The following is a 12855-nucleotide window of genomic DNA, read 5'->3' on the forward strand; positions in this document are numbered from 1 at the left end:
GGTATTTATATGTGTATTATCGTTATTCTTCGATCGGTTTTTCCAATTATTACTACGAGGATTGCAAATTATTGCTATGAGGATTGCAAAAAAAAATCGCCTACTTGCACCTACAGATTGAAATGTAATCGCAACGGTTTGTTAATTACACCTGTACAGGTTAAATAATTTGCTATACTTCTATTGCCGGTTGCACACCCTAAACCCAAAGACCCGTATTGAAAAGCGGTCTTCTATTCCCGTAACATATTATAAATTTTATCAATCATCGTGTGTGTATTGTATACTCATGATACACACTTCATTTAAAACTTATCCCCGATGAATGCAGGAATCACTTACATGTTAACAGGCGCTACAGGGCTTTTGGGTAGAAACCTTTTGTTTGAAATCATTAAGCAGCATTTGGATGATCTTGCCGGTGTAAAGATCTTTCTGCTGGGTAGATCCCTTAAAGAAAAGGACCTCACTACCCGGATTTTTGATATTATCGAAAACGACGGCCTCGATTATTTATCAATAGACAAGGATGGGTATAACGATCTTAAAAATACGCTGCGCTCTGTTATTCATTGTATTCATTTCGAACTGGAAGGCAACAATGATGTATTATCGCATGCAGATGAAAAATTGTTAAAAAGCCACGGTGTGGATTATTTCTTTCATATTGCTTCATGTACCGATTTCAGAGATTCGGAAATTGTTAAAAAGAAATTATGGACAGTGAATGTAGATGGAACAATGCGGGTACTTCATCTGGCCCAAAAAATAAAAACCAGGCATTTTATTTATACCGGTTCAGCATATACCTGCGGCGAAACCACGGGCCACATTGCCCCTGACTATATTAATTTTGATCAAAAATTCAGAAACCCTTACGAATTATCAAAGCTGGAGGCGGAAGTGACTGTTAGAAAGTTCTCGCAGCAAAATCCCTGGATGAAAACAAAATTCTTCAGGCCATCTACTATATGTGGACGTTTAATAGAACAAAAAATAGGTGCAATAAGCAAATTTGATGTCTTCTATGGCTGGATGTTTTTCTTTCTGCGATGCAAAGAAAAGATGTTTCATGAGAACAACCTGAACAACACATCATTGATGAAATGCCGTATAACCTATAGCCTGCACAGTGGTTTGAACATAGTACCCGCTGATTATGCGGCTAAAACAATGTACCGGTTAACCATAACTGATACCAGCCACAACAGTTTTCATTTGGTAAATGCCAGTGAAACAAAACACACGTTTTATGTTCCGGCAATGATAAATGCCATTAATATGGTAGGGATGCAGCAGGTTGATGAACCTCCGGTAAATGACCTCAATGAGCTGGAGGCAATGTATTACAAAACGGTAGGCGCCATATTTACTCCATATATGACATCAGCGCCAATTTATTTTACCCGGCCGCATATGGCCGGCGAACTGCAATGCCCTGAAATAGAAGGTGGGAATTTTCACAAATTACTGAAGTACGCACTTGACAACAGGATAAAATAAATCTGCCGCGGACTCCACGGAGTTATAGAGCCTTCCCGACAAGTCGGGAGGGCTTTGTTTTTTATCTCCATCGGGCAGTCGAACTTTTTACTTTTTGACAAACACCTGCTTCTCACTTATACTATACACTTTTTTTGACGTAGAAATTATAAAATCAAGCGACCTTCTTCCTGCACCTTCAATCAATAGAAAAAGACAAGTGAGTATTTGAGCATAGTCGGAACGTATTTCATGCAACACAGCCCAAATACCCATTTTGGGTGGAGCAGGCGGCAATGGTAATGGACTTGTACCAAAATATAAATCAATTTTTGTACTAAGCACCGCAACTATCATCTGTATAATAAAATAAAAAGCCGTTATTCTTGTGAAAAGTCCAAAGATGAGTAATAAACCACCCAAAATTTCGCCTACTGCTATAAAGTGTGCAGTAGTTTCAGGGAACGCAAAACCTAATTTTGTAAATCTGCCTACACCCTGATTTGCATAAACAAACTTTAAAATACCTTCCCAAAAGAAGACGCCTCCTGCCATTAGGCGCAGGATTAAAATAGTAGATTGCCCCGTAACAGGCGGATTGAGAAACCAATTGATAGTTTTTTTCATTGTTTTTGTTTTAAATAAAATGATGATGCAAACATCAACACTACAACACAGGTTTAAAAACCATTTACAGCACCCATAACTTTTTCTTGATTAAACCCTGTTTTATCAGGAATTTTACATGGATAGTGTAATAAAATTTAAACCCGGTTTCACGTTGTTACCTTTGAGTAAACAAAATCAATTGAGAAACAAAACATTACTATACCATTCACTTTTTTGGGCAGGCATTTATCTTTTGTGGGTGCTTGTTTTTCGCAGTTATTCGTTTTCGATTACCAAAACAATGACGGTAGAGTTCTGTTATCTGATTTTCGTTACAGCAGATTATTATGCCATTAATAATCTCATTGTTCCACAGTTTTTGGTTAAAAAAAAATATGTTCTTTTTTTATCAGCCACGATAGTGGTTATTGCTGTTTCGGCATGGCTAAGGGCTTTGGTAGCAATACAGGTGAACCAGCATTTTTTTCATGCAGCAACAATTGATTTTAGTACATTATATCTAAATTCAGTAGTCAATATCTCTCTTTGGGTATTGTTGGTTACAATAGTAAAAATGTTAATTGATAGGATTCAAACCCAACAAAAATTAGAATTGTTAGAAAAAGAACGGGTAAAAAACGAATTGGATTATTTAAAGGCACAAATCAATCCCCATGCACTTTTCAATTCACTAAATACCATATACGGTCATATCGATAAAAGCAATCAGGTTGCCAGAAATACACTGTTACAATTTGCTGAGCTATTAAATTACCAGCTATATGAGTGTGGGGCAGAAAAAGTAGATTTAGAAAAAGAGATCGTGTACATAAAAAATTATGTAGCCTTTCAAAGGTTGCGAAAAGATGAAAAATTAGTGGTGGATTTTGAGGCCGGGGATATTGGAACAGGATTAAAAATTGCTCCGCTTTTATTGGTTGTCCTTATCGAAAATGCGTTCAAATTTGTTAGCAGTTTTTCTGACAAAGAAAATAAAATAAACATCAGGATATTCACCAAAGAAAATATTTTACATTGTTCTATTGTCAATACAAAAGAAGTACAACAAAATATAGTCAAAGCAAATTTGGGCGGTATTGGGATCGTTAATTTAAAAAGAAGGTTAGAGTTGTTGTACGCTCAAAAATATACGCTTAGCTTACATAATGAGCATGATTTTTATGAAACGAATTTAATTATAAACTTAGCATGAAACTGAAATGTATCATTATAGATGATGAGCCGGTTGCAAGGAAAATATTGCAGGAATTTATTGAAGAAATAGACTACCTCGAGTTGGCAGGGCAGGCAGAAAATCCATTGAAAGCAATAACGCTGTTGAACGACAACGATATTGACCTGATTTTTTTAGACATAAATATGCCGAAAATAAATGGGATTGATTTTCTGAAAAATTCAAAAACCAGTGCAAATGTTATTATGACGACGGCTTATGCTGAATACGCCATTGAAGCCTATGGGTTAGATGTTTTGGATTATTTAGTAAAACCAATCTCCTTTGATAGATTTATGAAAGCCTGTAACAAGGCGAAGGAAATGAGTGCATTTAGAAAAAACATACAAGTACAGCCTAACAACCCCAACGACCATTTTTTTATAAAATGCAATAATCAAATTGAGAAAGTTTTGTATCATGATTTGTTGTATGCACAAGCTATGTTGAATTATGTGATGCTGTACACAAATTCAAAAAAAATGATGGTCTATGTTACTATTAAGAATTTAGAAGAACAATTACCTGCCGACATCTTCATTAAAGTTCACAAATCTTTCATTGTGAACAAAACCAAAATAAAAAGTATAGAGGGCAATATTTTGGATATCGGAACTGAAAAGATTACAATCAGCCAGAGTTTGAGAGAAAAAGTTATTGCGGAAATTGTTAAAGACAAAATGATAAAGCGTTGACAGAATAAAACAGCACAACAACTAAGCTTAGTCGGGCGCTGGCCCGGAAATATGCCCGGGCTTCTCCCTCAACAAAATATTTGTCTATTTTCCGGTGCCTGCAGCATCCAGCGTGAGCTGCCTGACAAAAATAATTTTTAAAACTATGGGTGATATTGCAGGTATTTGGGTATAAACAATTGACTAATTATATAATCAGGTGGAACTAATATCAGACAATCTCCTTCTTGACAAACTTAAAAACGAAGACAATGCTTCGTTTGAGATTTTGTATAAATTCTATTTCCCTCCGGTAGCCGCACACATTACCCACAACTTCGGAAGCACAGAAGATGCAGAAGACATTTTTCAGGAGGCAATTATCGTATTACTTCAAAAAGTGCGACAGAAAGATTTTGTGCTTACTTCGTCCCTTAAAACATACTTGTTTGCTATTTCCAAAAATCTTTGGCTGAAAAGATTGAGAGATAATAAACTTATCTCAGTTGACAATTTTGAAAAATACAATGACCAAAGCGAAACTTTTGCATTTGAACTACAAACGGAACCAACTAAAGAAGAAAAGGTTGCTTCGTGGTTGACAAAGATTACCGACAATTGCCAACGTATTTTAAAAGCCATTTTCTACTACAAAGAATCAATGGGAAGTCTGATGCAAAAAATGGGTTGGAAAAATAAACATACTGCAGCCAACCAGCAATACAAGTGCATACAACAGGTAAAGAAAGAAAAAGATAAGGAATGAGGGGCCCCACAGCCCTTATCATTTTCATTTTGCATTTTGTTTTTCTTCAGCTCAAAATATTTATCAAAAATCGGGTGATTGATAGAATGTTTTGGTATTAACAGATGAATCAAAATAAATTCAAAATGAAAGGGAACATAAAAATCATTCTCTGTATTGCTTCTGTGGCTCTACTTGCAGTATGTATTTATCACTTTTTTGGATAATTAAAATCATTCAAATGAAAGAATCAATCAATGTTTGGGGCTTTCAGGAATTTGAAGGAGATGGAGTAAGTTGCCCGATTGTTCCTGCAAACCTGCCCTGGTACAAAAAAGTAATACTTACATTTTTTCGTTTTGGTGTATGTCCATTGTGTGTTACAATGAGTTTGACATACAGTATTGGTAAATTTTTCAGAAAACTATTTGGAAAAATTGAACACCAAAAACAATAGAGATGGTGCTTAGTGTACAAACAAAGGGCCGCAGCTAACAACAGTTAAGGCTTCGCTGGGTGCGAAGCGCTTTTTTGTTCATGCCCAAAACAAAAAAGGCTCATAACAATATGGGCCTTTTTTAATTTTGCGCTTTGCAAACTCATGCGAAGCATAGGTAAAAGGAGGCTATTTAAAATTGTTTTCAGGTAAAATATTCTGATTTACACGAAAGAAATTGGCGGGATCGTATTTGCTTTTAATTTTCGTTAAACGATCGTAATTGTGTTTGTAACATGCTTTTATACGGTCCTGGCCTTCATCCATTATAAAGTTCAGATAAGCGCCACCTGATGAATATGGATGGGTTGCTTCCCAATAGTCTTTACACCATTTGGTAATTTTATCTGCATTTACAGGATCAGGGTCGACTCCCACAATTACACCTGCATATTTTGCATCTCTGTAAGCCCAGGGCGTATCATCTTTTGAAAACCTGGCAGCAGCGCCACTTAATGGGTACAAGTGCATTTGAGAAAGAGGTGTTGGTATTTTCGAACCAAATTCCAAATGTTTAGCCCTGGCTTCTGATCCTAAGTCATTGAAAAAATCGGCTTTCCAATACCATTGCAAGCCCGGAGGCAACAAACCATCAAACATTTTTTGTATCGATGGATAGGGCATACCGCCTACATGTGCAAACAAAGGGTTCATGGCATGAATTGGTTCGAACACTTCCTCTGCTTTTTCCAGATCACCGGTATAGCACCATATAATTCCACAAAACTGTTTGTTGTGAAGTGATTCCGGGAATGGCGGGCCTGGAATGGTAAGTGTGGCAAAAAAGCCATTTAAATCTTCGGGGACATCATGAATAAAGTTATGATACCATTCCATTATCTCCTTTGTTTTTTCGATTGGCCATAACGTTGGGCCCCCATAAACATGTTTTACAGGATGAGCCTGAAATTTAAATGAGGTTACGATGCCGAAGTTTCCACCGCCGCCCCGGATGGCCCAAAACAGGTCGGTATTTTGATTGGCGTTTACAGTCACTACTGCTCCATCGGCCAGAACCATGTCTGCCTCGAGCAAATTATCAATAGTAAGCCCGTATTTCCTTGATAAATGCCCAACTCCTCCACCAAGTGTCAAGCCTCCTACGCCTGTTGTAGAAATTATTCCTGCCGGAACTGCAAGTCCGAAAGGATGGGTTGCATGATCAACTTCTCCCCATACATTTCCTCCACCAACCCGAACTGTTTTTTCAAGCGGGTTCACATGCACAAATTTGATCCCCGACAAATCAATAACCAGTCCATCGTCGCATAAGCCTAAACCGCCGCCATTGTGTCCGCCGCCCCTTACAGCTACTAATAAATTGTTTTCCCTGCCGAAATTTACAGCGTATATAACATCGGCAACGTCTGCACATTTTACAATCATACCAGGACGCTTGTTGATCATGGCATTATATACTTTACGGGCTTCATCATATCCGGGATCATCTGGTAGTATAATCTCTCCTCTGATTGTAGAAGCAAATAATTCAATAACAGAGGCATCTAAGTCCTTAACTAAATTTGGCTTAAGCATGTGTTTAATATTTTTTTAGAATTACCTGATAAATAACATAGGAGTTTTCGAATTTCTTATGCACGTATGGCATCAAACGTTTGTGCGCGTATGTCAAAAATAAGTGTTCATCAACCGGCATGCTGCAACATTTGGTTCAAATACTTGTAATTTTGGTTCAAATACCCTGGAATCATTCAGGTCGCTGTTTCTATGAATACGGAAGGAATATAACAGGGTTCAGTAGTTGTCAGCGCACTTTGGCGGGCAGATAATCAGATGGCAAATGGCCATATTTTTTTTGGAAACATTTTGAAAAGTAGGAGGGGCTGCTAAAACCTGTGTCAAAAGCTATTTCTGAAATGTTGCTGGCATTTTTATTCAATAAATGTAAAGCCTCATTTAACCGGTATTCCTTGAGAAAGGCATTGGGCGATTTACCTGTGAGTAAGATCATTTTACGATACAATTGAGAATGGCTGCATCCGACAGGTTTATTAAAATCATCTACTTTTAAATTCGTATCGCTCCATACAGATTCTGTGTAGTCCATTAAATGGGATAAAAATTCTTCATCAGTTTTTGAAAGAGAAAATAAATGATTCCCTTCCTTTAAAGGTTTTGCATTTTCGCTGTTATATAGCTCTTTGACTACTGATGAAATGATAATGTTGCCTTTAACGGCCTTACACATTCGTTCAGCTAATTTTATCGTGTCTTCAAAAATTGATTGCTTTTGGGTTACCGGTACTCCGGCGTTCAATCCTATTTTTAAAAAAATTGTATTGTTTTTTGTATCCTTTTTGAAATCTTTAAACAGTGAATGAATTTCATGTGCTGCATGTACAGCATTTGACACCGACTTAAATGAAACCAAAAAATGATTTTCGGTTTGTTTAACCAGGCGCCCTTCATAATTATTCAACACACCGGAAACTGCATTGTTATAGTTTTGTAATAACAATTTAAATTGTGCAGAGTCATTTTGCTTCAGCTGTAATTGGTTGAATGAAATGTACATTATTGTTCTGAAGGCCGGTTCGTCAATAATATTTAAATCCGTGTTTTGTGATTTTTCAGGGTCTTCCAACCTTCCTAAAAATGACTCAACCAGCCTGGCTTCTACTTCAATTATTGTGTTAGGAACCTCTCCATGAGCCTGCCTGTGCATTGCTTCAATGGCCTTCGCATCTGATGCCTCAATTAAACAAAATGCAGTTTTCCGTTTGTCATCGAACCAATAAGTTAGCCCCCTGCAGCCAAACTGATGCTGTATTTTTAAATCTTCCTGATGCAGTTGTGCTACATTCTCTGCTGTAACAATTTCCGACACATCATGCCGGTCCATAAAAATTGGCATATTATAATATTTTAAATGCCACACGAAAGGTATAATGGTATTTGGAGTACATATAGTAATTTACTTAAATCCTTCGGTACATGTCGTTTTAAAAAGGTCAACATTTATGAATATCGTTACGAATCAGGAAAAAGAATAAGCCATTTTCCCAATGTATGGTTTGAATGTATAACTGGCAGAAAATGGCTGACCAATAGCCCCAATAGATACGACCCGATATATGTAAATATATTTGATTGAGACCCGGGATTTTTTTAAATTCAGGAAATTTCCCGTCTGAAAAAGCTGTTTACGTATTTCCGCAACAGCCGGCTTAACGATTGTTTTCAGTCTCGTCATTACTCACCTTAAATAATGTTATATGAAAATCAGAACAGAGCCTATTGGAAGCATTCCACGCCCGCAATATTTAATCGAAGGCATGACTGCCTTTGCAAAAAATGAATTACCTGAGAGTGAATTGAACAAACTATTTGAAATTGCGCTAACGGAAACCATCCGGGAGTTCGAAGCAACCGGTTCACCCGTAATTACCGATGGTGAGCAAACAAAACCCAGCTTTGCTACCTATCCGGTTCATGGGTTGCAAACTTTGGCAGCGAATGGTGTTGTTATACCTTTTGCAGACGGACATACGCGACAACTTCCTGTACTTACCACAGGACCATTCCGGTACCAGACATATGCCGGAAACTATGTACAAAAAGCAAGATCTCTTACACAGATACCGGTTAAACAGGCGGTTATTTCTGCCTCGGCACTCAGCCTTTTATATCCACAGGAAGGAATTGACGGATATTCCCGGGAACAATTTATCAGTGATTTACTGAACGAAGCGGAAAATGATATCAGAAGCTGCCTGCAAAATGGCGCTTATAATGTACAGATTGATTTTACAGAAGCAAGGCTTGCTGTAAAGTTAGATCCATCGAAAAGTTTATTGCAGACTTTTATTGATTTGAATAATCAGGTATTGAACCGGTTTACCACAGAAGAAAAAAAGAGAATAGGAATACATACCTGTCCGGGCGGCGATCATGACTCAACTCACAGTGCCGATATAAGCTATACAGAATTGCTTCCTTATCTTTTTCAATTGAATGCCGGCAACTTTTATCTTGAATATGCCGCAGAAAAGGATAAGCAAACAGTGTTGCAAACGATCAAAGAAACAATGAAACCAACTCAACAAATATTTATCGGTGTTACCAATGTGCTTGACGCACGGGTTGAAACCGCAGAAGAAATAAGAGACATGATACTGGAAGCCGCCGAAATATTACCTGTTGAACAATTAGGCACCACCGATGATTGTGGGTTTTCGCCCTTTGCAGATGACACTTCTACCTCAAGGGAAACCGCTTTTTCAAAAATAAAAGCAAGGCTGGAAGGCACTGCCCTGGCGGAAAAAGAATTGAACAGATCACACATAACGACCAATACATGAGAACAATAACGGTAAACATAATTTCGGAGTATGAAACAGGGAAGCCGGATTTTTATCCGGCTTGCTCACATTATTTAGGTACTGATATTTTATATTAGCCGCTTCAACTGGTAACTTTTCTCAATGAAACTATTATCCGTATTTTGTATAAGCATCTTTTTCACATTTCCTGCCGTGGGGCAATACCCCTTTGAAAAGAAGCCTGCAATAAAATACAAATGTTTCAAAAACTGGAAAGTGGATGAGAGGCCTGATGCCAAAGCCAACTATTCTATCATTATTCCGGATTTCTTTTCAAAGAAAAGTAGCCTGAAATTTCAAATCCGTTCACTGGCGAACAAAGACTCGTCATTTATAACAGTCTATAAGAACGGGCAACTTCTTCAAACGTTTATAGAACCATATTATATTGGCGGGGTGATGGGGCCAACGCCACAAGCTGCATTTTTAGAGGACGTAAACGGAGATGGATTGAATGATTTGAAGGTTATCATTCCGGGAAACGCATGTTGCGGTGCATACAATTATTACCTGCGGGTCGTTTCTTTGTTTCAGAACAGAAATGGAACGTTTACAAAAATTTCGTTTTCCGATTTGATGCTGGATTATGTAAACCGACCTGAAAGAGATATTGATGGCGATGGAAATTTTGAAATCATCACCCAAACGTTTCAAAGCTATGGTGATCACAACTACTGGTTATTCAACCTGTATAACTTTAATAGTAATGGACTTGTTAATGTTAACCAAAAAGGGGATTACCCTATAATGGTTCAATTGCTTTACAAAAATAATTATAAGGCGACAAACAAAATATCCATCGCAAAAATGAAAGAGTTTGCAAGGAAGTTGCCGGATGACTACGATACAAAATAATACGAAATTGCTTCAGCATACATACGCTTCCTCCATGTATACTCATTTCTTTGAAACCCGCCCCGGTGGCAGCCTACATACCCGGGACTGAAATATATCTGTGTAAATCGGCATAAGTCGTGGCAAAACGCTACCCGTTACGAAGTAACGATGAATAATGATAGAACTGATATCAGTACAACAGCTGACAATGGTCATTTATTACGGTTATTGATGATTATTACCATTAACAAAACTTACAAAATAAATTTTTGCATGTAACATTTGTTACTAACTATGGCCTGCAGGTTTTAGAAATTTGTTTTGAAAAGCTAACGCTAAAATGATCAATCAATGAAAGTAATAGTAATAGGTGGAAATTTTGCAGGCTTTACTGCAGCCATCGAAATAAAACGCAAATTAAAAGATACAGTCGATGTTACATTAATCGACAGAAATGAGCATTTTTTGTTTATTCCGTCTCTGATATGGGTTCCTACCAAAAGAAGAGAAATAAAAGATATCAGCATCCCCCGAAAGCAGGTGCTTGAAAAACGGGGCATTACATTTGTTCAAACAATTGCCGAAAAAATAGATCCCGCCAAACAGGTAGTATATACGCTCAATGGCCAGTTTGCATATGATGAACTGGTAATAGCAACTGGTCCGAAAGTAAACTATGATATTGCACCCGGTATAAAAGAGCATGCGTGTTATATCGGCACACCCGATGGCGCAATGAAAACACGCGAAAAACTGGAAGCATTCAAAAAAGATCCCGGCCCCATTGTAATTGGCGCCACACAACAGGCTGGCTGCATGGGTGCAGCTTATGAATTTCTATTCAACATCGAAAAATGGCTGCGGGAACAAAATATCCGTAAAATGGTAGATCTGTATTGGGTAACGCCCGAAACCTATCTTGGCCATTTTGGTATCGACGGAATGCCTTTGGGAGAACAGATGTTAAAAGCCTTTATGAAAATGTTTCACATTCATTACCGAACCAGTGTTGGAATTTCAGAAGTTAAAAAGGATGAAGTTGTATTAAGCAGCGGAGAACATATTCATTCGAAATTCACTATGCTGATGCCTCCTTTTGTTGGTGTTGACTTAATCAGAAATTCGCCCGAACTGGAAGCCGCACCGAACGGATTTATTGATGTATTGCCTTCATACCGGCATAAGAAATACAACAACATCTGGGTAGCAGGTTTATCAGTTAATGTACCAGCTCCTTTTAAGCAGGGGAGTATTCCGTTTGGAGTGCCCAAAACCGGTTACCCAAGTGATGAAACAGGAAAAATTGTTGCAGAAAATATTGTACGGATAGCTAAGGGCAAAACAACTTTAAAAGAAAAGCCGTGGGGTAAAATTCCGGGACTTTGCATTATGGATGCCGGCAAAAAAGAAGTGTTGATATTTTCAAATCACTTATTTAAACCAAGATCTTTTGCCATTATGCTGCCGAATGTTTTTTATGATTTTGGCAAAGTGATGCTGGAAAAATATTTTATCTGGAAGATGAAGAAGGGGTATGCCCATTTGCCATAGAAGGCAACCTCCATTCATCAATTTAACACCACATCAGGTAAAGCTTATTCGCAGGGATTATTCTTAATCCCTGCTTTTCAGGAACACCTCCTTAAATTTTTTTTAACCTGTATTAACAAGGTTGCCTGCGCTTAATCCCCGCCTTTTATTAAATTTGACATATTGAACCGATTTCTAAGTTACCCTTGGCAACCAAACTACCTTTAGATGAAAAAGCATTGCTGGTGCAGTTACAGGCAGGCAGTGCAGATGCGTTTACGCAGCTATACCATGCGTATGCCGAACGATTGTATTATAATATCCTTTCACTGGTAAAAGATGGTTCAACGGCAGAAGAACTGGTACAGGATGTTTTTGCCCGTATATGGCAGAAACGGGAAACATTGCATATAGACACCAGTTTTGGCGCTTATTTGTTTGCTGCCAGCCGCAACAGGGTATACGATTTTTTTCGGAAGCTCGACCGGGACCATGATTTATATGCCTGTATCAGGGCCGCCGCTTCATCCGAATACAGCTATATAGAAGAAGCCTTGCTGAACCGGGAAAATGAGCACATACTGCAAAAAGCCATCAACTCACTTCCGCAACAACGCCGGCGGGCCTTTGAATTGTGCAAAATAGAAGGTCTTTCCTATAAAGAAGCCAGCGAAAAAATGGGCATTTCCCTTTCCACACTTAAAGACCATATGGCTAATGCACGCGAAGCCATCCGAACATATGTTTCAAACCATTACGAAATAGCCGTAGGCATAACCCTATTTTATCTCTGGAACCGTAAATAGACACTTTGCTTCAGATAATATTATCGCTGCGTAAAGTTTTCGTTAAAAAATTTTTATTGCCCGACCGATACTTTTTCTCCATCACGCGTCTTTATTAAA

The 12855-nt window shown here is 38.0% G+C and carries 12 protein-coding genes; 9 read left to right on the forward strand and 3 right to left on the reverse strand.

Annotated elements, in window-relative coordinates; translation table 11 throughout:
- The first annotated feature begins 321 nt into the window (after nt 1–321).
- Nucleotides 322–1503, forward strand: a complete 1182-nt coding sequence (locus tag AC59IL_RS05940; protein WP_496551178.1) for an SDR family oxidoreductase — start codon at nt 322–324, stop codon at nt 1501–1503.
- 87 nt (nt 1504–1590) lie between these two features.
- Here the strand turns inward: AC59IL_RS05940 and AC59IL_RS05945 are convergent, their stop codons facing one another.
- Nucleotides 1591–2109, reverse strand: a complete 519-nt coding sequence (locus AC59IL_RS05945; protein ID WP_496551179.1) for a DoxX family protein — start codon at nt 2107–2109, stop codon at nt 1591–1593.
- A gap of 181 nt (nt 2110–2290) precedes the next feature.
- Between AC59IL_RS05945 and AC59IL_RS05950 the strand changes: the two genes are divergently transcribed.
- From AC59IL_RS05950 to AC59IL_RS05965, 4 genes are all read left to right on the forward strand, one after another.
- Entirely contained in the window at nt 2291–3304 is a 1014-nt protein-coding gene (locus AC59IL_RS05950; protein WP_496551180.1) for a sensor histidine kinase, read from the forward strand.
- A complete protein-coding gene (locus AC59IL_RS05955; protein WP_496551181.1) occupies nt 3301–4020 on the forward strand; it encodes a LytR/AlgR family response regulator transcription factor in 720 nt (239 codons plus the stop codon). The genes AC59IL_RS05950 and AC59IL_RS05955 overlap by 4 nt, the downstream gene beginning before the upstream one ends.
- Nucleotides 4021–4219: 199 nt before the next feature.
- A complete protein-coding gene (locus AC59IL_RS05960) occupies nt 4220–4765 on the forward strand; it encodes an RNA polymerase sigma factor (protein ID WP_496551182.1) in 546 nt (181 codons plus the stop codon).
- A 220-nt stretch (nt 4766–4985) separates the two neighbouring features.
- On the forward strand, nt 4986–5201 hold the full coding sequence (locus AC59IL_RS05965) for a hypothetical protein (protein ID WP_496551183.1): 216 nt from the start codon (nt 4986–4988) through the stop codon (nt 5199–5201).
- A gap of 168 nt (nt 5202–5369) precedes the next feature.
- Here AC59IL_RS05965 and AC59IL_RS05970 read toward each other — a convergent pair whose 3' ends face one another.
- Together AC59IL_RS05970 and AC59IL_RS05975 are read right to left on the reverse strand one after the other, a co-directional pair.
- On the reverse strand, nt 5370–6776 hold the full coding sequence (locus AC59IL_RS05970) for an FAD-binding oxidoreductase (RefSeq protein ID WP_496551184.1): 1407 nt from the start codon (nt 6774–6776) through the stop codon (nt 5370–5372).
- Between the two features lie 229 nt (nt 6777–7005).
- On the reverse strand, nt 7006–8115 hold the full coding sequence (locus AC59IL_RS05975; protein WP_496551185.1) for a nickel-binding protein: 1110 nt from the start codon (nt 8113–8115) through the stop codon (nt 7006–7008).
- A 361-nt stretch (nt 8116–8476) separates the two neighbouring features.
- On the opposite strand from AC59IL_RS05975, the gene AC59IL_RS05980 reads away from it, so the two are divergent.
- The 4 genes from AC59IL_RS05980 to AC59IL_RS05995 all read left to right on the forward strand — a co-directional run bounded on the left by AC59IL_RS05980 (nt 8477) and on the right by AC59IL_RS05995 (nt 12756).
- Nucleotides 8477–9562 (forward strand): cobalamin-independent methionine synthase II family protein, encoded by a 1086-nt coding sequence (locus AC59IL_RS05980; protein WP_496551186.1) that lies wholly within the window; start codon nt 8477–8479, stop codon nt 9560–9562.
- Nucleotides 9563–9685: 123 nt separating this feature from the next.
- Nucleotides 9686–10438, forward strand: coding sequence for a hypothetical protein (locus AC59IL_RS05985; RefSeq protein WP_496551187.1), 753 nt, complete (start codon nt 9686–9688; stop codon nt 10436–10438).
- 333 nt (nt 10439–10771) lie between these two features.
- Nucleotides 10772–11971: an NAD(P)/FAD-dependent oxidoreductase gene (locus AC59IL_RS05990; protein WP_496551188.1), complete on the forward strand. Its 1200-nt coding sequence runs from the start codon at nt 10772–10774 to the stop codon at nt 11969–11971.
- Nucleotides 11972–12156: 185 nt separating this feature from the next.
- Nucleotides 12157–12756: an RNA polymerase sigma factor gene (locus AC59IL_RS05995; protein ID WP_496551189.1), complete on the forward strand. Its 600-nt coding sequence runs from the start codon at nt 12157–12159 to the stop codon at nt 12754–12756.
- The last annotated feature ends 99 nt before the right edge of the window (nt 12757–12855 follow it).

The sequence above is a fragment of the Niastella sp. sgz303648 genome (assembly GCF_059587045.1).

Bases quoted from the DNA above. Each gene is read 5' to 3' on its own strand.
- AC59IL_RS05955 (WP_496551181.1), top strand. From the start codon at position 3,301: ATGAAACTGAAATGTATCATTATAGATGATGAGCCGGTTGCAAGGAAA.
- AC59IL_RS05985 (WP_496551187.1), top strand. From the start codon at position 9,686: ATGAAACTATTATCCGTATTTTGTATAAGCATCTTTTTCACATTTCCT.
- AC59IL_RS05975 (WP_496551185.1), bottom strand. From the start codon at position 8,115: ATGCCAATTTTTATGGACCGGCATGATGTGTCGGAAATTGTTACAGCA.
- AC59IL_RS05965 (WP_496551183.1), top strand. From the start codon at position 4,986: ATGAAAGAATCAATCAATGTTTGGGGCTTTCAGGAATTTGAAGGAGAT.
- AC59IL_RS05945 (WP_496551179.1), bottom strand. From the start codon at position 2,109: ATGAAAAAAACTATCAATTGGTTTCTCAATCCGCCTGTTACGGGGCAA.
- AC59IL_RS05980 (WP_496551186.1), top strand. From the start codon at position 8,477: ATGAAAATCAGAACAGAGCCTATTGGAAGCATTCCACGCCCGCAATAT.
- AC59IL_RS05940 (WP_496551178.1), top strand. From the start codon at position 322: ATGAATGCAGGAATCACTTACATGTTAACAGGCGCTACAGGGCTTTTG.
- AC59IL_RS05970 (WP_496551184.1), bottom strand. From the start codon at position 6,776: ATGCTTAAGCCAAATTTAGTTAAGGACTTAGATGCCTCTGTTATTGAA.
- AC59IL_RS05990 (WP_496551188.1), top strand. From the start codon at position 10,772: ATGAAAGTAATAGTAATAGGTGGAAATTTTGCAGGCTTTACTGCAGCC.